The sequence below is a fragment of the Flavobacterium xizangense genome, assembly GCF_054075145.1.
On the sequence record NZ_JBSIPG010000008.1, the window covers coordinates 73,031 to 97,192 of the forward strand.

17 protein-coding genes are annotated in these 24,162 nt (G+C 36.0%); 6 read left to right on the forward strand and 11 right to left on the reverse strand.

What is annotated here, in order from left to right; all coding sequences use genetic code 11:
- Positions 1 to 128 precede the first annotated feature (128 nt).
- The 4 genes from ACWA1B_RS17000 to ACWA1B_RS17015 all read left to right on the forward strand — a co-directional run bounded on the left by ACWA1B_RS17000 (position 129) and on the right by ACWA1B_RS17015 (position 6,428).
- Positions 129 to 1,307: a glycoside hydrolase family 88 protein gene (locus ACWA1B_RS17000; RefSeq protein WP_456908923.1), complete on the forward strand. Its 1,179-nt coding sequence runs from the start codon at positions 129 to 131 to the stop codon at positions 1,305 to 1,307.
- A gap of 99 nt (positions 1,308 to 1,406) precedes the next feature.
- Positions 1,407 to 3,821, forward strand: coding sequence for a glycoside hydrolase family 2 protein (locus ACWA1B_RS17005; RefSeq protein ID WP_456908925.1), 2,415 nt, complete (start codon positions 1,407 to 1,409; stop codon positions 3,819 to 3,821).
- 115 nt (positions 3,822 to 3,936) lie between these two features.
- Positions 3,937 to 5,769, forward strand: a complete 1,833-nt coding sequence (locus tag ACWA1B_RS17010; protein WP_456908927.1) for a glycoside hydrolase family 2 protein — start codon at positions 3,937 to 3,939, stop codon at positions 5,767 to 5,769.
- A 95-nt stretch (positions 5,770 to 5,864) separates the two neighbouring features.
- Entirely contained in the window at positions 5,865 to 6,428 is a 564-nt protein-coding gene (locus tag ACWA1B_RS17015; RefSeq protein WP_456908929.1) for a DUF2911 domain-containing protein, read from the forward strand.
- A 55-nt stretch (positions 6,429 to 6,483) separates the two neighbouring features.
- Here the strand turns inward: ACWA1B_RS17015 and ACWA1B_RS17020 are convergent, their stop codons facing one another.
- Genes ACWA1B_RS17020 through ACWA1B_RS17030 form a run of 3 tightly spaced genes read right to left on the reverse strand, consistent with a single transcriptional unit; the run spans position 6,484 to position 10,308 of the window.
- Positions 6,484 to 8,685, reverse strand: a complete 2,202-nt coding sequence (locus ACWA1B_RS17020) for a xanthine dehydrogenase family protein molybdopterin-binding subunit (RefSeq protein ID WP_456908931.1) — start codon at positions 8,683 to 8,685, stop codon at positions 6,484 to 6,486.
- Positions 8,686 to 8,692: 7 nt separating this feature from the next.
- Positions 8,693 to 9,673 carry an FAD binding domain-containing protein gene (locus tag ACWA1B_RS17025; protein ID WP_456908933.1) on the reverse strand — a complete coding sequence of 327 codons (981 nt, stop codon included), beginning with the start codon at positions 9,671 to 9,673 and terminating at the stop codon, positions 8,693 to 8,695.
- On the reverse strand, positions 9,670 to 10,308 hold the full coding sequence (locus tag ACWA1B_RS17030; RefSeq protein WP_142452249.1) for a (2Fe-2S)-binding protein: 639 nt from the start codon (positions 10,306 to 10,308) through the stop codon (positions 9,670 to 9,672). Before ACWA1B_RS17030 ends, ACWA1B_RS17025 begins: the two co-directional genes overlap by 4 nt.
- A 324-nt stretch (positions 10,309 to 10,632) precedes the next feature.
- Here ACWA1B_RS17030 and ACWA1B_RS17035 point away from each other — a divergent pair, with 324 nt between their 5' ends.
- The gene (locus ACWA1B_RS17035; protein ID WP_456908935.1) at positions 10,633 to 11,769 is read left to right on the forward strand and encodes a cysteine desulfurase family protein; all 1,137 of its coding nucleotides are present in this window, start codon (positions 10,633 to 10,635) and stop codon (positions 11,767 to 11,769) included.
- A 108-nt stretch (positions 11,770 to 11,877) separates the two neighbouring features.
- Here ACWA1B_RS17035 and ACWA1B_RS17040 read toward each other — a convergent pair whose 3' ends face one another.
- The 3 genes from ACWA1B_RS17040 to ACWA1B_RS17050 all read right to left on the reverse strand — a co-directional run bounded on the left by ACWA1B_RS17040 (position 11,878) and on the right by ACWA1B_RS17050 (position 14,223).
- Positions 11,878 to 12,486, reverse strand: a complete 609-nt coding sequence (locus tag ACWA1B_RS17040) for a nucleotidyltransferase family protein (RefSeq protein WP_456908937.1) — start codon at positions 12,484 to 12,486, stop codon at positions 11,878 to 11,880.
- Entirely contained in the window at positions 12,476 to 13,600 is a 1,125-nt protein-coding gene (locus tag ACWA1B_RS17045; protein WP_456908939.1) for an XdhC family protein, read from the reverse strand. The genes ACWA1B_RS17040 and ACWA1B_RS17045 overlap by 11 nt, the downstream gene beginning before the upstream one ends.
- A 137-nt stretch (positions 13,601 to 13,737) precedes the next feature.
- Positions 13,738 to 14,223: a copper resistance protein NlpE gene (locus ACWA1B_RS17050; RefSeq protein WP_456908941.1), complete on the reverse strand. Its 486-nt coding sequence runs from the start codon at positions 14,221 to 14,223 to the stop codon at positions 13,738 to 13,740.
- A 167-nt stretch (positions 14,224 to 14,390) separates the two neighbouring features.
- Between ACWA1B_RS17050 and ACWA1B_RS17055 the strand changes: the two genes are divergently transcribed.
- Positions 14,391 to 14,723 carry a YegP family protein gene (locus tag ACWA1B_RS17055; protein ID WP_456908943.1) on the forward strand — a complete coding sequence of 111 codons (333 nt, stop codon included), beginning with the start codon at positions 14,391 to 14,393 and terminating at the stop codon, positions 14,721 to 14,723.
- Between the two features lie 79 nt (positions 14,724 to 14,802).
- Here ACWA1B_RS17055 and ACWA1B_RS17060 read toward each other — a convergent pair whose 3' ends face one another.
- The 5 genes from ACWA1B_RS17060 to ACWA1B_RS17080 form a co-directional block, all read right to left on the reverse strand.
- Positions 14,803 to 16,740, reverse strand: coding sequence for a family 43 glycosylhydrolase (locus ACWA1B_RS17060; protein ID WP_456908945.1), 1,938 nt, complete (start codon positions 16,738 to 16,740; stop codon positions 14,803 to 14,805).
- The gene (locus ACWA1B_RS17065; protein WP_456908947.1) at positions 16,741 to 18,111 is read right to left on the reverse strand and encodes a glycoside hydrolase family 27 protein; all 1,371 of its coding nucleotides are present in this window, start codon (positions 18,109 to 18,111) and stop codon (positions 16,741 to 16,743) included.
- A gap of 158 nt (positions 18,112 to 18,269) precedes the next feature.
- On the reverse strand, positions 18,270 to 20,690 hold the full coding sequence (locus tag ACWA1B_RS17070) for a sugar-binding domain-containing protein (RefSeq protein ID WP_456908949.1): 2,421 nt from the start codon (positions 20,688 to 20,690) through the stop codon (positions 18,270 to 18,272).
- A gap of 117 nt (positions 20,691 to 20,807) precedes the next feature.
- Positions 20,808 to 22,391, reverse strand: a complete 1,584-nt coding sequence (locus ACWA1B_RS17075; RefSeq protein WP_456908951.1) for a glycoside hydrolase — start codon at positions 22,389 to 22,391, stop codon at positions 20,808 to 20,810.
- Between the two features lie 133 nt (positions 22,392 to 22,524).
- On the reverse strand, positions 22,525 to 24,162 hold the full coding sequence (locus ACWA1B_RS17080; protein ID WP_456908953.1) for a glycoside hydrolase: 1,638 nt from the start codon (positions 24,160 to 24,162) through the stop codon (positions 22,525 to 22,527).

Genomic DNA, 24,162 nt, shown 5'->3' on the forward strand with positions numbered 1-24,162 from the left:
GTTTTTGACACATAGACACGCAAGAACTTATATAGTTTAATTACATTTAATAAAAAAATAGAAATGATCCCAAACCCAAATTTAAAACCAAGTAATTATGGTTTTTTAAAAAAGATTAATTAGTAAATATGAATAAAGTTAGTTTCATTTCTTTAATTCTAGGGTTTGCATCGCTTACAACGGCATGCAAATCCGGAATTAAGTCTCAAAAAACAATTGTCTCTCCAACGACAAAAACACTGTTGGATACACGTTATAAAATGTTGCTCGATTATCCAGTCGATTCTCTGTCGATGCCTCGCAGCATGAATGTCAAAACTAATGAAATACACAAAGTACCATCAAGGGACTGGACAAGCGGTTTTTTTGCCGGAAATCTTTGGCAGTTATACCGACTAACCGGCGATTCTAAATACAAAGAACAAGCTCAAAAATGGACCGCTTTCAGCAAAAAAGAAAGTGTCAACCGTAATTCGCACGACGTAGGTTTTAAAGTGTATTGCAGTTTTGGAGAAGCGCTGAAAGTAGAAAACAAAAAAGAATACGCAGATGTAATTATTAAAGGCGCTGAAACTTTATGCACAAGATTTGATCCAAAAGTAGGTTCGATTCGTTCGTGGGATTTTAACAAAGAAATCTGGGATTTTCCTGTAATCATTGACAATATGATGAATTTGGAATTGCTTTTCGAAGCTTCTAAGTTATCTGGAAATCCAAAATATCGTGAAGTTGCGATTCAGCATGCCAACACAACTTTAAAAAATCAATTTAGAGAAGATAACAGCTGTTATCATGTAATAGATTATGATCCGAAAACGGGCAATGTCAGAAAGAAAACTACACTTCAGGGTTATAATGATGATTCAGTTTGGGCTCGCGGTCAAGGCTGGGCAGTTTATGGATTCACAATGTCATACCGATATACAAAAGATCCTGCCTATTTAAAGCAAGCCGAAGCAACTGCAAAGTTTTTTATGACGAATAAAAACCTGCCAGAAGACGGAATTCCGTATTGGGATTTTAAAGATCCTGGCATTCCAAACGCAGCAAGAGATGTTTCTGCGGCAATGGTCATGGCATCAGGATTATATGAATTGTACGGTTACACCAAAAATGAAAGTTATTTGGCTTTCGCCGATAAACTAATGACTTCGGTACAATCTGATAAATATATTTTAAATGCCAATATCAATGCTCCTTTCCTACTCGGTCACAGCACAGGAAACTGGCCAAAACACGATGAAATTGACGAACCTATAATTTATGCCGATTATTATTTTCTAGAAGCACTGCTCAGAAAAAAGTAATAATCTAAGGTACAAAGCGACAAAGGTACAAAGTGACAGAGGTTTTCATCCTTTGCCTTTGAACCTCTGAGCCTTTGAACCTCTGAACCTTTTTAATTTATGAAAAAATACTATAACAATACATTTTCAAATTTTGCGCTTTTTGTTTTTTTTCAGATTTGTCTGAGCAGCAGTTTTGCTCAGACAAAGATGAATATTAATGACAATTGGCTTTATTTAGAAAACCATACTTCAAACTTGAATGAAGCTCAGAAAAATCAAAACTGGGTTTCCTTAAATTTGCCTCATACCTGGAACGCTGAAGATGCAACCGACTTATATCCGGGCTACAGACGTGACGCCAGCTGGTATCAAAAAAAATTAAATATTCCGCAGATTGATAAAAATCAGCGTTATTCCCTGTATTTTGAAGGTTCAAATATTACTACAAAAGTCTATGTAAACGGTCAGGAAGCCGGATCTCATATTGGCGGTTACATTGGATTTTCAATTGATATTACGAATCTTATTAAAGAAGGAAATAATGATATTTTTGTTCGTGTTGATAATAGTTATGATATCGAAATTATTCCATCTCAAAAAAGTGATTTCTATATTTATGGCGGAATTACACGCGATGTTTGGTTGGTTTCGAAATACAAAAACCATATTGAAAATTTAAAAATTACAACTCCTGAAGTTTCGGCTAAAAAAGCTTCTATACAAATTGTATCCTCAATTGTAAACCCAGATCATTCAAAAGATTTATCATTGACGGTTACTTTAAAAACTCCGAAAGGAAAAAAAGTTGCTAGCAAAACCGTTTCAGTTTCAGACAAAACATCAACTATAACTTTCGAAAACATCAAAAACCCAGAACTTTGGGATACCGATAATCCAAATTTGTATAAGCTAACAGCATCTTTATTTGAAAAAAATCAAGTAAAAGACAGCATTGCAGAAAAAGTCGGTTTTAGATGGTTTGAATTTAAAGATCATGGACCATTTTTTCTTAACGGAAAACGTTTGCTTCTTCGAGGAACGCATCGTCATGAAGAACAAGCTGGAGTTGGTGCCGCCATGACAAATGCTCAACATCGTGCTGATATGGAATCGATTAAAGAAATGGGTGCAAATTTCGTTCGTTTAGCACATTATCCTCAAGATCCGGAAGTTTATAAAGCTTGCGATGAATTAGGTTTATTGGTTTGGGACGAATTGCCTTGGTGCCGTGGCGGAATTGGAAATGAGGTTTGGAAAACCAATGCCAAAAATATACTGGCTGAAATTATCAATCAAAATTACAATCATCCGAGTATTATAATTTGGTCTTTAGGAAACGAAATGAACTGGCTTCCAGATTTTCCTGACGGCGATAACCCGGAAAAAACAAATGCTTTTTTAGCCGAATTAAATGATATTGCACATAAACTTGATCCAACAAGAAAAACGGCAATCAGAAAATATTATGAAGGCTCACATATTGTTGATGTCTTCTCCCCTTCTATCTGGTCAGGCTGGTATTCAGGAAGTTACAAAAGCTATCAAAAAGCGATTGACGTTTACAAAAAAGAATACAAACATTTTATTCATGCCGAATATGGCGGAGACAGCCATGTTGGCCGTCATAGTGAAAACCCTGTTAATGGCGAAAATGTAATTAAAGCCGAAGGCTGGGAAGAAGCTATTGTACAAACTAAAATTGCCAATATTGCACAAATTGGTGATTGGAGCGAAAATTACATTGTTGATTTGTTTGACTGGCATTTGCATATATCCGAGAATGATCCAAATTTTGTGGGAAATATTCAATGGGCATTCAAGGATTTTGCAACGCCATTACGTCCAGAAGATGATATTCCGTATATGAATCAAAAAGGGCTTACCGATCGAAACGGAAATCCTAAAGATGCTTATTATGTTTTTAAAAGCTATTGGGCCAAAAAGCCTTTTACTTACATTGAATCGCATACTTGGACAGAACGTCAAGGTCCTGAAAATACCCCAAGAACAATCAATGTTTTCAGTAACTGTGAGAAAGTAACTTTATATCACGACGGAAAATCATTGGGCGAAAAACAACGCAATCATGCACTTTATCCTGCAAATGGACTTACTTGGGATGTAAATTTCAAAAAAGGAGAAAACATTCTGATTGCCATTGGAAAAAATAAAGAAGGAATAACAGTTTCTGATACTTTAAAAGTGAATTATCGTTTTAAGAAAAATGAAGCGGCAACTTCACTCCAATTGTCTTCAGAAAAACTAAAAAACGGGAATTATCTTGTAACTGCAATTGCGATTGACAACAATAATTTACGCTGTCTGGACTACGAAGCGAGTGTTTATTTCCAATGTCTGAAAGGTGGGAAAACTTTGAAAAATCAGGGAACACCAACGGGAAGCGAATCTATCAAAATGGCAAACGGAAAAGCTTCAATTGAAGTAATCCCTGATGGTTCGAACAACCCAATCGAAATGACGGCACTCAACCAAAGTTTTAAGGGAGAGTATTTGAAGATTCCCGTGAATTAAATTTAACCATAAAGTACGCAAATACAAATTCGCCAGGTTCGCAAAGTCAATTATAAGCTTTGCGAATCTTGCATGAATCCCTGCGTTTTTTACAATAAAAAATAAATTAATAAAAATGAAAAAGCTAATTACAGTTTTGTTCCTAACCTCAACCTTATTCAGTTTTGCTCAAGGCTTGATTTCAAATGTTCCAAACCGAAATACAACCTCTTTAAATGGAGTTTGGAATTACATTATTGACCCTTACCAAACCGGATTTTACAGTTTCCATTTAGATCAATATGACAAACAGGAAAAAGCACCAAAATCGGCGTTTTATAGTAATTACCATGCTGTCAACAAACAAGAATTGGTAGAATATGATTTTGATAAATCGGCGACAATTACTATTCCGGGCGATTGGAATTCGCAAGTTCCTGAATTAAAATATTATGAAGGAAATGTATGGTTCAAAAAATCTTTTGATTATAATTTAAAAGACAAAAAACGTCTGTTTTTATATATAGGAGCTATAAATTATAAAGCTGATGTTTATTTGAACGGAAAAAAACTAGGAACACATGAAGGCGGATTTACTCCGTTTAATTATGAAGTCACTTCGATCGTAAAACCAAATGGCAATTATTTAGTCATAAAGGTTGATAATACACGCCATAAAGAAGATGTTCCGACCGTAAACACAGATTGGTGGAATTATGGTGGAATTACGCGCGACGTGACTTTAATTGAAGAAGAAGCTTCATTTATAGAAGATTATAATATTCAACTTAAGAAAGGTAATGCAAATAGTATTTCGGGTTTCATCAAAATCAATAATTTAGATAATGCAAAAAATGCGGTTGCTATTTCAATTCCTGAATTAAAAATCAATTATAAAGGAAAAGTTGCTGCTGACGGAATTTTAAATTTTGAAATTCCTGCTAAAAAAATCACCTATTGGTCGCCTGAAAATCCGAAATTATATGATGTAACGATTGATTTTAACGGACAAAAATTAAACGATAAAATTGGTTTCAGAACTATTGCAACTCAGGAAGACAAAATTCTGTTAAACGGAAAACAAATCTTTTTAAGAGGAATTTCAATTCATGAAGAAAACGCAAAAGGCGGACGTGCCAATTCGCAAGAAGATGCTTTACGTTTATTGAATTGGGCAAAAGAATTAGGGTGTAATTATGTTCGTTTGGCACATTATCCACATAACGAAAACATTATTCGCGAAGCTGACAAATTGGGATTAATGGTTTGGGAGGAAATTCCGGTTTACTGGACTGTGGATTTTGCTAATAAAAATACCTACCAAAATGCCCAAGATCAATTGACGGCAGCAATTACCAGAGATAAAAACAGAGCGAGTATTATTATTTGGTCGATGGCCAATGAAACTCCCGTTTCTGACGCCAGAAATACTTTTATCCAGAATTTAGCAACGCATACAAAATCATTAGATAATACAAGATTAATCAGTGCCGCTTTACTAACACGTCATGTAGACGGTTTTGGAGTAATTGATGATAAAATTGGTGAATCGCTTGATATTATTGCTTTTAACCAATATTTAGGCTGGTATGGTGGCAAACTTGAAGATGCAGAAAAAAATCTTTGGAAAACGCCTTATAACAAACCTGTGGTTGTTTCTGAATTTGGAGGCGATGCTAAAGCCGGCTTTCACGGAGAAAAAAACGAGCGTTGGACGGAGGAATATCAGGAATATCTATACATTCAGAATTTGAAAATGATCGAAAAAATTCCGCATTTAAGTGGTACAAGCCCTTGGATTTTAGTCGATTTCAGATCCCCAAAAAGATTATTGCCAGGTATTCAGGACGGATACAACCGTAAAGGCTTAATCTCAAATGAAGGCGAAAAGAAGAAAGCTTTTTACATTATGCAAGATTGGTACACACAGAAGAAAAAAGAGCAATTAAATTATTCTTTGGGCAAATAAACCATTATCAATTCATTAACAAAAAACAAACCGTAATTATATGATTTTTCTTCATTATTAACTTACTTTGTAGTTATTCTAAAAATTGTAATCCTATGAAAAAAATTTATTTACTGGCAGTTACATTGTTTGCTGCTTTTACAGTTCAGGCACAAGATGTGGTAAAATTTGCTCCGCTTGATGCAAGTCCGGTTGATATTTCTTATTTCCCAAACAGATCTGTTAAATTCAAAAAAACAGATACTCCAAACCCAGTTGTCAAAGTTCTTTACTCAAGACCTTCTGTAAAAGGAAGAACTATTTTTGGTGATATTGTGAAGTTTGGTGAAGTTTGGAGAGTTGGTGCTAACGAAAATACAGAAATCAAATTCTACAAAGATGTAACAATCGGTGGTAAAAAAATCCCTGCTGGATACTACAGCTTATTTGCTATTCCAGAAAAAGACAAATGGACCATCATCATCAATAAAGAATTGGATTTATGGGGCGGATATGCTTATGATGAAAGCAAAGATGTTGTAAGAGTTTCAGTTCCTGTTAAACCAGTATCTGATGTTATTGAAGCTTTATCTATTGCTTTTACAACTCAGGGTAATGTAGCTAATTTAGTTATTGGATGGGATAAAACTACGGTTGAATTGCCTATTACGGTTAAATAATTTAATTGTTTTACAGATAAAAAAAGAGACATTTTTCAATGTCTCTTTTTTTATCTTAAACTTTTACAGTTTCAATAATCTTATCCAATGTAATTGGCAAATCTCGCACTCGCTTTCCTGTTGCATTAAAAACGGCATTTGCAATTGCAGGCGCCATTCCGACTAAAGCTGTTTCTCCCAAACCTTTTGTTCCCATTGGGTTGCTGATTGGATCTTTTTTGTTTACAAAAAAGACTTCCTGTTTTTCAATATCAGCATTTACAGGAACATGATAATCGGCGAAATTATTATTGATCGGACGACCGAAACGATGATCAATTTCTAAAGCTTCCATTAATCCCATTCCGATTCCTCCTACTGCTCCACCAAACATTTGTCCTGCTGAAGTTTTTTGACTGATTACTGTTCCGATATCAGCACAAGAAACTACGTGCGCTAGTCTTATTTTTCCAATATTCGGATTAACCAAAACTTTTACAAAGTGGACAGAAAACGAATAAATTGAATATTTTTTAGCTTCTTCATTTCCTTTAGATTGGTTTTCTACTGCAAAATCTTCCAATTTATTTGCAGCCAATAATGAAGCTAAAGAAACGGTTTTTGAATTGTCTTTTGAAGAAATTACGCCATTAGCAAAAGTCAAATCTGCAATTGGAGTTCCTTTAAAAGTCGGTGTTTCGTTAGCCAAACCAAGAATTTTGCTTACTAATAAATTACAAGAATCATGAACTGCAGAACCCACAGATGAAGTTGTCGCCGATCCTCCTTGTGTAGGACCTTTCGGTAAACCACTTTTACCCATTTCTATGATTACATTTTCAACTGGCATTCCCATAATTTCTGCACCAATAGCAGTCATCATCGTTGCCGTTCCTGGTCCCATATCATTCACACTGCACTGAAGTATTAAATTCCCATCGGCAGAAAATTTAGCCTTCACTGAAGTTGGACTTCTATAACAGCCAAAAGTCCCAGTTCCCATTCCGTATCCTACTAACCAATCTCCTTCGCGAACTGATCCCGGTTTGTTTTTACGGTTTTTCCAGCCAATGCGTTCCATTCCGCCTTCATAGCATTCCAAAAGATATTTACTGCTCCAAGGTTTATTTTGTTCCAAATCTTTTTCGGCATAATTACGTTTACGAAATTCGATCGGATCCAAATCTAGTTTAAAAGCCATTTCATCCATCGCACATTCTAAAGCAAATGAACCCGTTGCCTCGCCTGGACCACGCATCCAGATTGGCGTACAAGTATCTAAAGGCACAATGCGATAACGCGTTGAAACATTGGCACAATCATAAATAAATCGGGACATGTTTACCGTTCCTTCCATGAAATCTTCGTAGCTTGAAGTCATGGCAACGGCTTCATGTGTCAAACCTGTGAGTTTTCCATCTTTCGTCGCACCAAGACCCATTTTCTGAATTGTATAAGGCCTGAAACCAACATTCGTAAACATTTGTTCACGATGCAAAACCAATTTCACTGGACGATTTAATTTTTTTGCACCAATCAAAGCCGCAATTTCATAAGGCCAGGTGTGTAATCCCATTCCGAATGCACCTCCAATATATTCTGCATGCACCTCAACATCTTCCGCAGGAACATCAAAAACTCCTGCTACACTTCTGCGCGTTCCTTCAACACCTTGACTTTTGGTATATAAAATTGGTTTATTTCCTTCCCATTTTGCGATTATATTGGCTAATTCCATTGGATTATGAACTTCCGTTGGAATCGTATATTCAGTTTCTAAAACAACTTCAGCATTCTTATAACCGTCGTGTTCACCACGGTGATAATCATTTCCTTTATCCGTTTCGACTTTCTTTTCTTTATTGGCTGCTTTTTTAAGTTCAGTTGAATGTTCTTCTTTAAGATAATCTGCCTTAATTAAACTTGCGGCATATTGCATACGCTCAAAAGTATCTGCAATTACAAGTGCAATTGGCTGATCGTAATACAATATCGAATCATCTTTAAAAATCTGCAGTGGTTGTCCAAAATTATGTTTGTCTTTTGCTTTTTGATATCCAGATGGCTTATCCACATTCAAATGTGTAATTACAGCCAAAACTCCGGGAGCCCATTCTGCTTTTTTAGTATCAATGCTTTTTATTTTTCCTTTTGCAATTGTACTTCCGACCAAACAGGCATAAACAACCCCGTCTGTTTTATATTCCGCCGAATAAGTAGCTGAACCTGTTACTTTAGCAAACCCATCTACTCTATTAATATTACTTGTCTTGCTCATAATTCAATTATTTAGATGATGCTATAGTTAATGCTTCTACAATGGCATTTGGTCCGAGAGTCAATTTGAAATCATTATCTCCATAACTTTTTGCCCCCTTCATTGCTAAATTTGCTGCTTGTCTGAAGGTTGCTTCAGAAACCGTTTTTCCTTTCAGAAATTCTTCTGCTTCTGTCAGTCTCCATGGTTTGTGTGCTACACCGCCCATTGCCAGACGAACATTACTAATCGTATTGTTTTGAATATCCAAAGCAGCAGCAACAGAAACTAATGCAAAAGCATAACTCGTTCTGTCTCGCACTTTTAAATAATGTACATTTTTATTGAAATTGTTATCTGGAATTTCGACTGAAGTAATCAATTCTTTATCTGAAAGTGTATTGTCTTTTTCAGGCGTGTTTCCTGGCAAACGATGAAAATCGGTAAATTTGATTTGTCTTTTGCCTTTTGGGCCTTCTACTAAAACTGTTGCATCCAGTGCTGCCAAAGCAATACACATATCGCTTGGGTGAACTGCAATACAACTTTCAGATGCACCAAAAATTGCCGACATTCTGTTTGAACCGCCAATTGCACCGCATCCGCTTTTTGGCGTTCTTTTGTTGCAAGGCATATCAGTGTTATAAAAATACGAACAGCGCGTGCGTTGCAACATATTTCCGCCTACGGTTGCCATGTGCCTGATTTGCTGCGATGCTCCAGCTGCAAGAGCTAAAGCCAATAAAGGATGTTTTTCTTTTATGAATTGATCCTCAGCAACCTGACTATTTTTTGCTAAGGCACCAATTGATACTTTTCCGCTTAAAAATTCTATTTTTTTTAAATCCAAAGCTGTAATATCTACCAATTTATCAGGTGCGGCGATATTTTTTTTCATCAAATCAACAAGATTTGTTCCTCCTGCAATAAACATAGCCGAATTTTCTTTGCTGATGCTTGAAACCGCAGAACCAGATGATAAAGCCTTAATTATTTGGAAATTTTTCATGACAGCATCCCTCCTTCCTTAACTTCTGTAATTGCATCAACAATATTATGATAAGCACCACATCTACAAATGTTTCCGCTCATATATTCTCTAATTTCTTCTCTGCTATTGGCATGACCTTCTTTAATACAGGCAATTCCCGACATAATTTGGCCGGGGGTGCAGTACCCACACTGAAAACCATCATGTTTAATGAAAGCTTCCTGCATTGGATGCAGTTTTTTTCCTTTCGAAAGTCCTTCGATTGTAGTAACCTGAGCATTTTGCTGCATAGTCGCCAATGTTAAACAGGACAAAATTCGGGTTCCATTTACATGAACTGTGCACGCTCCACATTGACCGTGGTCGCAGCCTTTTTTAGTTCCTGTCAAATGCAATTGTTCTCTTAGTAAATCGAGCAAAGTAGTTCTGGGCTCGATATTAAGATTATGTTTTTTACCATTTACTTCAATAGAAAGCGGAACAGTTTCTAAATATTCAGCTATTTTTTCATCCCATTTATTCTCAGATGCCATAACCAGTGAAGGCGGCGTAAAAGCGAGAGCGGTAAGAAGTCCTGATTTTTTTATAAAGTCACGGCGGGAACTTGAATTTTCCTCTGTTTCTTTACTCTGATTTGTTTTTTTAGAAGCCATTCAGTCTATTTTTAAAATTAGCAAAACATCTTAGTTATTCTAACAAATTTAACAATCTTACACCACATAAAATTATAAAATTCAAATATTAGCTTTATTTAGAATAATTACAATTTCGTGGTGTGGTTTAACCGCAAAGCACGCAAAGTTATTTTGATATTCATTATGTTAATAAACGTAAAGTTCGCAAAGATCTATTCATGCAGCTTTGCGAACTTTGCGATTTTACAAATCACTAAGGTTAAAAAACCTTGCGTTCTTTATGGTTAAAAAAACAGGGACAGCAGATTTATTTTTTTATTTTTACAAGATCAACCTAAAATTATGTCTCAACAGCCAATCATCTATCTTGATAATAATGCTACAACCCGTGTAGATGAACGAGTTTTGAATGCAATACTTCCTTATTTTACGCATTCTTATGCAAATGCCACAAGCAGTCATCTTGCAGGGCTGACTGTAAGTGAAGCTGTTGAAAATGCTACGTGGCAAACCGCAAATCTTATTGGTGCTCAGGAAGATGAAATCATTTTTACTTCTGGAGCTACAGAATCAATAAATCTTGCTATTAAAGGTTTCGCAAATCAAAACCGAAAACATATTGTTACTGTCGCAACCGAACATAAAGCAGTTTTAAAAACTTGTGAGTTTATGGAATCCATCGGTTTTGAAGTCACTTATTTGCCTGTCGCTGCTAATGGCTTTTTAGATCTTGAAGTTTTAAATCAAAGCATTACCGATAAAACAGTATTAGTCTGCATTATGATGGCTAATAATGAAACCGGTGTTTTTCAAAATATTGCAGAAATATCCAAAATTGCGCATTCAAAAGGTGCTCTTTTTATGTGTGATGCAACTCAGGCTGTCGGGAGAATTCAGATTGATGTTCAAGCTCTTGGGATTGATCTTTTGCCCTTATCGGCACATAAATTTTATGGCCCAAAAGGCATTGGCGCTCTTTATATTTCGGCGAAAGCCAAAATTAAACTGGTACCGCAATTGCACGGAGGTGATCAACAGCGAAAACTACGAAGCGGAACACTCAATGTTCCGGGAATTATCGGTTTAGGAAAGGCTAGCGAAATCGCTTTGGACGAAATGAAAGAAGATCAAAAACGAATTGAAAAATTACGAAATAAACTGGAAACTGGTTTATTGCAATTTGAAGGTTCTTTTGTAAACGGAAGTTTTACTGACCGAATTTACAATACCTCAAATATCTGTTTTCCGGGAGTAAATTCAGAACAGTTGATTTTGGCTTTGGGAAATATTTCGGTTTCCAATGGTTCTTCTTGCTCTGCAGTTACATCAGAGCCATCGCATGTTTTGAAAGCTTTGGGATTATCCGATGAAAATGCTTTGAGTTCGATTCGTTTCAGTTTAGGAAAATTTAACACCTCTGAAGAAATTGATGAAACTATTGAACGTGTTTTGGCTTTAGTTCAACAGTTAAGCCAATAGATTTTTTCAAAAAGTTATAGGCTCTCGCAGATTCTGCAGATTGTTCAGATTTACATAGATACTTTTAATAAATAATCTGTTTAATTTGCTGAATCTGCGGGAGAAAACTCAAAACTCAGACATCAATTTATTGTAATCGTCTTCGGTATCGATATCAATATTTCCTTTTTCAAACGAAACAGAAACGACATCATCTGAAAATTTACTGATTATTTTTTTTGCGCCTTCCTGCCCTTTTAATTCCAGTAATTCAGCAAAATATTTTTTATAAAAAAGAACCGGAGTTCCTAATGTTTCCGAATAAGCCGAAGCTATAATTCCTTTCTCAGTTTTATAATGTTCCTGAATCAAATTTTCAAAAATCAAACTCGAAACATAAGGTTGATCACACACTGCGAAAATGCAATTTTCATAATCAGGATATAACGTCAATAATTTTTGAAGTCCGTTCACAATAGAAGACGCCATTCCTGACTCCCAATCTGGATTGAAACTTATACTTATTTTTGACGGATCAAGCTCTTCTTCAATCAATTGATTATTTGCGCCTGTAACCACAATAATTTTTGCATTTGGAACTAAAGAAGCTTCTCCAATCGTGTTTTTCAAAAGCGTAGAATCTTTATATCCCAAAAGCTGTTTTGGCTGTCCTAATCTTGAAGAATTTCCAGCAGCCAAAATTACAATTCCTGTTTTATTTTGATTTTTATGCTCCATAATGAATTTCATCGTGTATTTTTCCCGACTTATATTTTAAGGAAGTCCCCGTTTTTCCCGAAGCAAAAGCTTTAATTTCAGAAATAATCGACAAAGCTATTTCTTCAGAAGTTTCAGCACCAATATCTAGACCTACAGGACTATGAATTCTTTTTAGCTGTTCTTCATTTACATTAATTCCTACCCTCATAAGATCATCAAGCATTCGGTTCAGTTTTGATTTTGGCCCGAGAATTCCAATATAACGGCAATCTGTATTCAATAATAATCTTAAAACTGCCAAGTCATACTTGTAGTTATGCGTCATTAAAACAAAATACGTTTGATCATCAATTGTTATAGTATCTAAAAAATCATCTGGTTTTACAACTAAAACCTGATTTGCCTTTGGAAAACGTTTTTTTGTAGCGTGAGCACTCCGTCCATCTCCAACGGTTATTTCCCAACCCAATAAAGTTGCCATTTTTACTAATGGCTGTACATCATTTCCTGCGCCGGCAATTACTAGCGAAATTGGCGGATTTATATATTCGATTAAAGCCTCGTCATCTGTGCCTTCCTGCAGTTTTTTTATAGAAGTTATTTTAGTTTCGAGCACTTCTTTCGCATCCGAAATCAAATTCAATACATTATTATGATGATGTAATGTCGGACTGTCTTTTCTAAAAAACAAGGTTGTTCCTATCTGAATTGCTCTTTTGTTCAATGAAAAAATCGTAACAACAACCGCTTCTTTTCTTTCCGCTTTTAATTGGCTCAAAAGTTGGATTGGGTTATTCTCCAATTCGTCATTAATGTATTCAAACAAAATATGCACAATTCCGTTACATCCCAACTGAAGACCAATTTCGGCATCATCTTCATTGCTTGTATTATAAGTAACTAATTTATTTTGTTTTTGATTGATGGAAAGCAGTGCTTTTCGCAATGCATCACCTTCCAGACATCCTCCGCTTATAGCGCCAGTTAGCAAACCATCTTCAGTAACCAACATGCGGGCACCCGGCTGGCGATATGATGAACCTTCAACTTTGACTACAGTTGCCAAAGCTGTTTTTTTTCCTGCTGCATTTGCTTCTGAATAAGCGTTTAAAATTTCGCTGATTTCTTTCATAAAATAATTATTCATCAGCAAAACAAACTTCTGATGATTCTTTAACAGTCTAAAAGTAAAAAATATTATAAACTTAAGCACAGGAAAATTGCTTAAGTTTATAATATTTCCAATTTAATAAAGTATTTTAGAGTGTTTTATTTTTTTAATTCCAAAAAATAATTCAACTCCGATTTAATAATTTTTTTATCGCGGTCGAGCATATAAATTTTTGATTTGTCTGTGCTCAAATAGCCGTAATAAATTTGCTTTTCGGCAGGTTTATCCCAATTTAAAATAAAAATTGTTCCGTTTGGGTCGTTTTCTAAACCACGTTCAGTGTTAAAATTGCCTTTTTCAATAAACTCTTTTTCAGGCGATTTTCCTTTGTAAATACTTGAAATCTTAAACTTTTGTGCTTCCATCGTTCCGTTTCCTAAATCAATTTTAAGAACAGTCTGGATACCGCTGCAGTCTGCACAAGGAAGTATTCCTTCATAAACTAGTACATTTTCTTTCGATTTTTCTTCGATCTTAGCATTTACTGAATCTAAAGCAATTATTTTATTTTCTTCTTGTTTTACCTTAGAATGACAAGAAATCAGCTGTATTGCAATCAGCATTAAAATGAATCCATTTTTCATAACCTTAAATTTTAGCATCCTCTCAAATATACAATATTTTCCTACTTTTTAAAAACATTACTTAACAAATACTAAACGATTATTTTTTCTTACAATATCAATTATATGATGAAGTTTTGTATTTTTATAGGAAGCAAAATAAATTAGTTAACTTAAAAATAAACTGCATGGGAAAATTTGTAATTACTAAAAGAGCCAACGGAGAATTTCAATTCAATTTAAAAGCTGGAAATGGCCAGACAATTTTAGCAAGCGAGGGTTATACTACTAAGGCTGCCGCTACTAACGGAATCGAATCTGTAAAAACAAATTCGCAAGATGACGGCCGCTACGACAGAAAAGAGTCAAGCAATGGCAAACCTTATTTTAATTTAAAAGCCAGCAACGGACAAATTATTGGATCTAGCGAAATGTACGAAAGTGTTGCCGCAAGAGAAAACGGAATCGAATCTGTAAAGAAAAATGCTCCTGACGCTGAAACTGATGATCAGACTGCTTAAGGCTAATTTTATATTATAAAAAAAAGCTGTTTCTAAATTTTATAGAAACAGCTTTTTTCTTAAAATTTACTAATGAAATTTACTTTTTCAAAGCATTTACTCCACTATGCGTCGGAACAATCTGCTTAATACTTCCATCAGCATTGAACTCTAATTTATCCATACAAACTTCGCGGTGAAAACCTCCTGCATCGCCCATTTTTATTCCTGTTGGATATGAAAAACGATGATACGTAATATACCATTCATCTTTATTTGGAATTTGTAAAACCGAATTATGTCCCGTAGCATAAATTCCCTGATCTGGAATTCCCTGAATTACAATATTGTTTTGTGGAATTTCAATTGGGCCAAGTGGCGATTTTGAAGTTCCGTATCTTACTTTATAATTCGGGCTTCTGGTATCGTCTTCGCTCCATAAAAAGTAATAAGTTCCTTTTCTGTAAAACACATACGTTCCTTCTCGGAAAGTATTATCAACTTTAATCACTTTTGTACTTCCTTCTTTAAGCGAAATCATGTCATCGTTTAATTCCGCTACAGCCATATATCCGTTGCCCCAGTATAAATAGCTTTTTCCAGTTTTTGGATCTGTAAAAACGTCTGGATCAATTTCCTGACCGCCTTTAATACCTTCTGGTCTTGTACTTACCAAAGCTTTTCCGCTGTCTGTAAATGGTCCTGCCGGGTTATCCGAAGAAGCAACTCCAATTTTCTGAGCCGCTGTGAAATAATAAAAATACTTATATTTTCCTTTTATCTTTTTCTCCACAATGCATGGCGCCCAAGCATTTCGGTTTGCCCAAGTCACATCTTTTTTAAGATCGATGATAATCCCTTCGTCTTTCCAATCTGTCAAATTATCTGATGAAAAGGTTTTGAAATAATATCCTGACCAGCCATCAAAACCATCGCTTGTTGGGTAGATGTAATATTTTTTTGTTTTGTTTGAATACAGAATTTCAGGATCAGCATAATAACCTTCTAAAACTGGATTATTATTTACTTTTGGAAGTTTCTCTGGCGTTCCCCATTTTGCTGTTAATCGTTTTAATTCAGAACGTGTAATAGGTAAAATAGTCCCGTGGCGCGGATTAAAATCCATCGAAATGTCATTATCGATAACGGTGAAATTCTCTAAATCTTTGCTTTTTGTAAACTGATATCTTCCTTTTGTATAAACGTCATACATCAAAATATAATCATCAGAATTGTTTAGTTTGAAGACACTTGAACCTTCAACGCCGTCGTTTGTCTGTTGCAGATAATTATCGTTTTCTATCCAATTTCCAGAAGTCAAATCAGTTGTTGTAGCCACTTTAATTCCTGCTTTTCCGCCTTCGGTTTTATAAAAAAGATGATACACGCCATCTTTTTCAATAATGTCGCCATCAATACAAGCTCTTTCTGATTTTGGAACAAACAATAATTTTGGTTCACTTTCTAAAGCTGTGAAATCTTTATTCGCATAAGCGTAGTAAATTTTATCTGGACCTCCGGCATGCTGTAAACTAAAATAAATTAGATATTTTCCGGCTTTTGCATCATAAATCGTCTGCGGTGCCCAAACGCGTTTTAGGTTTTCATTTCCAGAAAAAGTTGTCTGAATATTTACGACATTGCTTGTCCAGTTTACCAAATCAGTACTTTTCAGCAAAATCATGGCACGGTTGCTATCCCAGCCTTTTGACGAAGTCATATCGGTCAAAACCATATAAAAAGTTTTGCCGTCGTCACCACGCAAAATATGCGGGTCACGAACACCTCCGGTTGAACTGATTACTTTGCTGTCTAAAACGGGTTTGTTGTCATTTAAGTGATAATAATGATATCCATCGGCACTTATGGCGTAACGAACTGCTTCTTCTTCGACTTTATTTCCTGTGAAATAAACAAATAAATAGGCTGTTAAATCCTTTTCGGCGATAACGGGCGGAACTCCTTTTGCTGTATTTTGGGCTTGTATAGAAGTCGAAAGGCTTATTAATGATATCAGACAAAAAAATATTCTTTTCATTTATTTTTTACTTTTTAATTGATACAAAACAGAACTGTGAGGTTTTAATTCTAATCCTATTTCTTTTGAAGACAATTTAGATTTTTCACCTGTCCACATATTTAAAACTTCAGCTGAACCTGTAAATCCAAGATCGGAAAGATTTACTGAAACATTTTGTGACGCAACATCTGAAATATTAAACAATGCCAAATAAACACTTCCGTTTTTAGCATTTTTTGAAGTTACAGCAATTTTTCCATCTTTCTGGAAAAGCTGTTTTACTGCTGTACTTTCATTGTGCATTTTTACGACATCTTTATTCGTTAATAATGATAAAGTGAAAACGTTATTGCTTGGTAAATCTCCACCAAAAAACAAAGGCGATTTAAAAATATTAAAGAAGGTAATTAAGGTATATTGTTCGTCTTTTGTTAAACGCGTCATTCGGTCTTCACCACGTTCTCCGCGTACTGAAATACGTCCAAGCGGAATCATATCGCAGTCTGGCCATGTTCCCGGCGCAATGTACGGATACCATTTTTGAGCCACATCCATTAAATGTGTAATGTGTGGCCAAGTGTCCCAAACGTCGTCAACCATTCTCCACATATTAGCATGCGTGCTTACGTGAGGCGCTGCCGAAATTGGCGTTTCGCCCGGGGAAGTACTCAACACAATTTTGCGTCCGCATTTGTCGATTGCGTTTCTAATCAAGTTAATTTCTCCTTCGTGATACGGTCTTGACAAATCATCGATTTTAATAAAATCAACACCCCATTGTGCATATAATTCAAAAATAGAATTGTAATATTCCTGAGCTCCTGGTTTGTCAGCCACAACAGTGTAATTGTCTCTCAACCATTCGCACTGCAAGGCAGTAGAATAGATTTGATCAGCTGTAATTCCGTTTGCTCCTTTGATTGGCATTTTTTCTTCAACCGCTTTTTTAGGAACACCACGCATAATGTGAATCCCAAATTTCAAACCTTTTTTATGAATGTAATCAGCTAAAGGTTTAAAACCCTGTCCGTCTTTTGCAGAAGGAAATCTGTTAACAGCCGGCAAATATCTTCCAAATTTATCCATCACATAACGAGGATCTGTCTGGTTGTAACCGCCCGCTTTGTCATTTTCAACAAACCATCTGATATCCACAACGATATATTCCCAACCATATTTTTTAAGCTCTTTTGCCATATAATCGGCATTAGCTTTTACTTCGTGTTCTTCTACAGTTGGTCCGTAACAATCCCAGCTGTTCCATCCCATTGGCGGTGTTTGTGCCCATTGCTTAAATTCTTCTTTTCCAAATATTTTGGTCTGAGCATTGGCACAAATTGATACAAAAACAACTCCTAAAACCAGAGTAATTCTATTCTTAATTTTCATTATAATGTGGTTAGATGTTAATAAATGTAAAATTTACACTTCAAATATAATAAACTTTATTCTTAAAATGCAATTAACCTGCCTGCTAACCAAAAAAGCAGACAGGTTAATTGAAAATTTAAAATAACTAACTATTTTTTTGAACTTAGAAAATGCTTTTATTTCACGTTAATCGTCACTTCTACAGGTTTTAACCACTGACTTGTAAACGTAACTTTGATAGGCTGAGTTTCTCCAGTTGCCTGAATATAAGCAGCAATATGTCCGTGAAAAACTCTTTGAACATTGTCTGTATAATCGGTCATGTCGCTGTTGTTTCCTGCTTCAAGTCCTAACAAAGTTCCCGGTCCGCTAACTGTACAAGTTACTTCATTATCTGAAAGCATAACTGGAAGACCATTTTGATCTTTTACCTGAACCATGATTTTAGCCACACCTTTGTCTTTACTGATTGTGATTTCTTTTTCAGCAATTGTCAATTCAACCGGCTGTTGTGTCGAATTGATTGCATAACGGCTCACTTCTTTATCATTGGCATCTAAACCAATTGCTTCTAATTTTCCTGAAGCAAATGGAATATCCCAATAAATAATTCCAGTTTTTTCGTCGTAAAGTTTCGTTTCACCTACCACTTTTCCGTTTAATTCCAAACGTGTTTTTGCAGCATTTGTATAACAAACTACACGGATTTTTTGTCCCGCTTCGTAATTCCAAATTGCCCATGCATCTTTAGAAATATCTTTTTCGTTTTTTAAAGGATAAGTTCCAACATAAGCCATTGGTTTATCTGACCATAATGACTGACGGAAATATCCTCGAGGCTTGATAACACCAGCAAAATCAACTAAACCAGAGTAAAATCCTCTTGAAGGCCATCTTCCCGATTCTCCTAAATAATCGATTCCTGTCCATAAAAACTGTCCGAAAATATGTTTGTTGTTTTTAACTGCTAACCAAGGATCCATATCATGAACGTTCTCACTTCCGTAGATTACTCGGTTTGGGTATTTTTGATGATCTGTCAGGTATTTACTTTCAGTGTAATTGTATCCTGTAATGTCTAAAGCTCCTGGATATTCTGTTTCATTCGACATGGCAACACCTGCTAAACCAGCCGTTGTAGGACGCGATTTGTCGTATTTTTTAACTGTTGCAACTAAACGTTTTGCAATTACTCCAAGGCGCATTGCATCTGGCGCATCTGGCTTATAACCACCGTAGGCCGCTTGTCCGAAACCGTCTTTTCCTTTATCTAAAACTGGGTGCGAATATGGATCATTTGGATAATCAACCTCATTTCCTATACTCCATGCAAATACAGAAAGATGATTTCTGTCACGACGTACAAAATCTTCTAAATCTTTTTCAGCGTAATCTGCGAAAATATCGAATGAACCTTCAAAACCTGGAGTTCCATAGTTCCAGCCTTCTAGCCATTTACGCTTTGGGAATTCCCATTCGTCATACGCTTCGTTTAAAACCAATAAACCTAATTCGTCGCAAAGTTCGTAGAAATCTGGAGCTTGCGGATTATGGCTTGTACGGATGGCATTTACGCCAATTTCTTTCAATGTTTTTAATCTAGTTTTCCAAACTTCTCTTGGAACTGCCGAGCCTAAAACTCCGGCGTCATGATGCAAACAAACACCTTTCATTTTCATCCATTTTCCGTTTAAGGCAAAACCATTATTTGGATCGAAAGTGAAATCTCTAAAACCAGTTTTAGTTACAGTTTTGTCGATTTCTTTTCCGTCTTTTAAAACTGTTGTTTTAAGCTCATATAAATTCGGATTCTCTAAATCCCATAATTGTGGATTTTTGACATTTATTTTAGCCGAAATTTTTCCGCTTTGTTTAGCCGCAACTTCAATTTTAGAAGAAGATTTTGCTACCGATTTCCCATCTTTTGAAAACAATTCATTTACAACTGTTAACGATGATTTTGCTGATGAACCGTTCTCAACATCAACCTCAACATTTAAAATTCCCGCTCCTTTTTTCACTTCTGGATATGCATAAACGCCCCATTGCGCAATATGAACTGGGTTTGCATACACTACCCAAACATTTCTGTAAATCCCTGAACCTGTGTACCATCTTGAATCGGCGCTTTGGCTATGGTCAACACGAACAGAAATCGTATTTTCTCCGCCGAATTTCACGAATTCTGTTGCATCATAAGCGAAAGAAATATAACCGTTTGGACGTTTTCCTAATGAATGTCCGTTGATGAAAACTTCGCTTCTGTTGTAAACTCCCTCAAAATACAAATACACTTTTTCTCCTGATTTGCTTTGCGGAATGTTGATTGATTTTCTGTACCAAGCAATTCCGCCCGGCAAATAACCTTGACAACTTGCCAATGTAGGGCTTAATTGTCCTTTTACACTCCAATCGTGAGGCACGTTTACTAGTTGCCATTTGCTGTCGTCAAAAGCAGTATTTTTTGCATCTGGAGTTTCCTGAAGATTGAACTTCCAATTGTCATTGATTTTCTTTGAATCTCCAAACGATACTTGACTGCTCGCAGAAAAACATGAAAAGAGTAATACGGGGATTAAGATTTTTTTAGTTAACACTATATTTTATTTTTAGTTAATTTCCTTTTTTGTTTCAAGTTCTTTTTTAGTTCTCAGTCGCAGTCTCAGTTTGCAGTCTGGGTAACTGTGACTGAAAACTGAGACTGCAACTGAACACTAAAGTAATTCTCCCACAAACGTCACTACTGATTTTGCTGGGATTTCCAGATTATCAATTTTCTGAATATCACTTCTTTTTAAATTTGAAGTTTCAGAAGTTATGTAAGGTGTAAATTCATTATTTTTTACAGTTCCTTTAGATAAATCGAAATTGTATTTTTGAGCTGATTTTCCGCAGTTTACGGCAACTACAATCAGTTTTTTGTTTTGAACATCTTTATACGCCGTCAGCATTACATCATTTGCGGCGTCTAATTCGTTTTGATTTGGAACATCAACTCTTTGCATTCCCGGACGCACAAAAAGCGAATAATTTCCTAAAGCCCAAAGCAGTTTTGAATCGTGAAATTCTCCATCATTTCTCACATAATTCGGTTCCGTTCCACCTTTGCTTTTTCCGTCATCCAAATAAATCAAACCATCCTTGTAATCGACGCGTGTAATCGATGTCCACCATTGCCATGAAGCGGCATTGGCTACAGCAATATCATTATGAATCAAACGTGCTACAAATAAAGCAGTCTGCATTCCTAAATCTCTTCCGCCACCTGAGCCACCCGGAATTTCATTTTCTCCCGGATTTTCCAAAATGCAATATTCAGACTGCCAATATTTTAAATTTGGATTTTGTTTGATGTTTGCGGCAATTAATTTTCTACTTAAAACTTGTCTTTCAACTGGCCAAGTTGTAAAATAACTGTGACCAAGAATCACATTTTTTACATTGGAGAATTTTGAAACATTGGTTTTGGTTTTTCCGAAGAAGAAATCAATCTGATTGTCACGATTTTCTTTATTCACATTTTCATACAAATAATCAATTTGAGCAGCTTCGGCAATTACAATTTCAGTGCTCATTTTGTTAGCTTTCAGTTTTTCTGAAAGTGATTTGGTCAAATCATAAATTTCCTCATTCGTTGCCGGAGTTCCTTCCTGACTGTTCGTGTCGCCCTGTTTTGGCATCCATTCCCATTGAGGTTCATTTATCGGACTGACATAATCGAATTTTATTCCTTCTTTTTTCTCCAATCCCTGAATACTTTGAACTAAGAAATCGGCAAATTTTGGAATTGCACCATCTTTTAGATTCAGTTTATTCTTTTGAGAGGCAAAAGACAATCCGTTATTGGTCATAAAAACCGGCGGACTATTTGTAAAAATCAGGAATTTTTCGACACCACGTTTTTTAGCCGCCTGCAGAAACCATCTTTGACCTTCTTGTTTCGAGAAATCATAAGTTCCGTCAGCGTTTAAAAAACATTCGCTTCTTCTCCATTCATCAGAAACTTTGCTGTTTTCACCTTGTTCTGTACTTCCGGCACCAAGATTGAATCTCCAAATCGAAAGTCCAATTCCTTTTGGATTTCCCTGTGCATCAATCTCTTTGCTGAAAAGCAAATCGGCAATGGCATTCTTTTTTTGTTCTGGCCAATTTTTTCCCACAAACTGAGTTCTCCACGCATCAGAACCTCCAAAACCGTCCATCGTCTGAACGACTTTATCGGTACTGATAATGGCAGTTCGTTGTGCAAATGACAGCGAACTCATTACCAGAAAAAGTGAGATATATACTTTTTTCATTTATTTTGTTTTATTTAACCGCAAAGGGCGCAAGGTTTTACGCAATCCCGACAGCTATCGGGAGCCAAGTTTTGCATAAGCTTTGCGAACTTTGCGTATTTTCTTTGCGACCATTGCGGTTAATTTTTTATTCTTATTTATAATTCCCAACATACGTCACAATCGACCTAGCCGGAATTTCTAAACTCCCCGCATCAACCGCTGTTCCTTTTTTCAAACTTAAAGTTTCTGAAGTTGTGTAAGGTGTTAATTTATTATCAGCCAAAGCTCCTCCTGCAAGATTCAATTTATAGACTTTCGCCGATTTGCTGATGTTTACTGCAACAATTACCAATTTTTTAGTAGCTGCATCTTTGTAAGCGGTTACCATTACATCATTTAAAGTTGTTGCATTGTCAACGCTTGGAATTTGAACTCTTACCATTCCCGGTTTTACGAAAAAAGAAAAGTTTCCTAATGCCCACAGTGTTTTTGAATCTCTGATGTAACCGTCGTTTTTGCAATAATCAGCATTTCCAGCTCCGTTGCTTGCATTGTCATCAACATGAATCAACCCATCTTTGTAGTCGCCACGGCTAATTGCTGTCCACCATTGCCAAGAAGTTACGCCTCCAAGCGCAATATCTGTACTGATGATACGTGCTGTCCAAAGTGCAAGCGGCATTCCTAAATCTCTTCCTGCTCCTGCTCCGCCAGGTAATTCTGCTGTTCCAGGGCTTTCTAAAACACAATATTCCGAAGACCAAAGACTCACACCGCCAACAGACTGAATTCTTGAAGCTGCCTGCTGTCTTGACGAAACCATTTCGCTCAAAGGCCAAGCTTGCCAATAACTATGTCCAGAAATGGTTTTCTTTACATTGCTTAATCCAGAAATGTTTTTAGATGAATTTGCTCCAAAAAAATAATCAATTTGATTTGATCTGCTTTCTTTTCCAGAAACCGTTTTGTAAAGCGATTCATAAGATCCAGCTTCTCCAACAACAATTTGAGCGCCCAGTCCTTTTGATTGTAATTTTGGAGACAAAACATTTACAAAACTGTAAATATTTGCATTTGTAGCCGGCGAACCTTCCTGTGCAGAACCGTCCCACTCGTATTGTGGTTCGTTAAACGGACTCACATAATCGATTGTTAAACCGTGTTCTGTTTTTAGTTTGTCCAAGGAATTCACCCAGAAATCAGCTAATTCCGGCATTTTTCCATCTTTCAAATTATAAAATTCTTTGATGCTTGCGTGCGCTTTTCCGTTTTGCGTCAAATACACCGGTGCGCTGTTTGCAAAGGCTAATAATTTTTCAACTCCACGTTCTTTTGCCGCTTTCATAAACCAAACCTGACCGGCTTGTTTATTCATATTGTAGCTTACACCATCAGTTGTGAAACATTCTGTACGTCTCCATTCGTCTGTAATGTCACTTGCGTCACCTTGCTCTGTACTTCCAGCTCCAAGGTTAAAACGCCATAATGAAAGTCCGATCCCTTTTGGATTTCCATCGGCATCAACTTCTTTGCTGAATAATAAATCGGCTACTTTATTTCTTTTATCCGAAGGCCAATTTTTTCCAATAAAATTACATTGCCAAGCATCAGAAGCTCCAAAACTTTCCATTGTCTGAAGATTCATATCCAAATTCACATTCAATTCGGCAACCGAATTTTCAGAAGCTGAATTTTCTGATTTTTCAGAGTCGCAACCCACAAAAAGTGAGCTAGCGAAAAGCAAGCCTGCACACAGCAGACTTACTTTATTTTGATTAACAAATTTCAT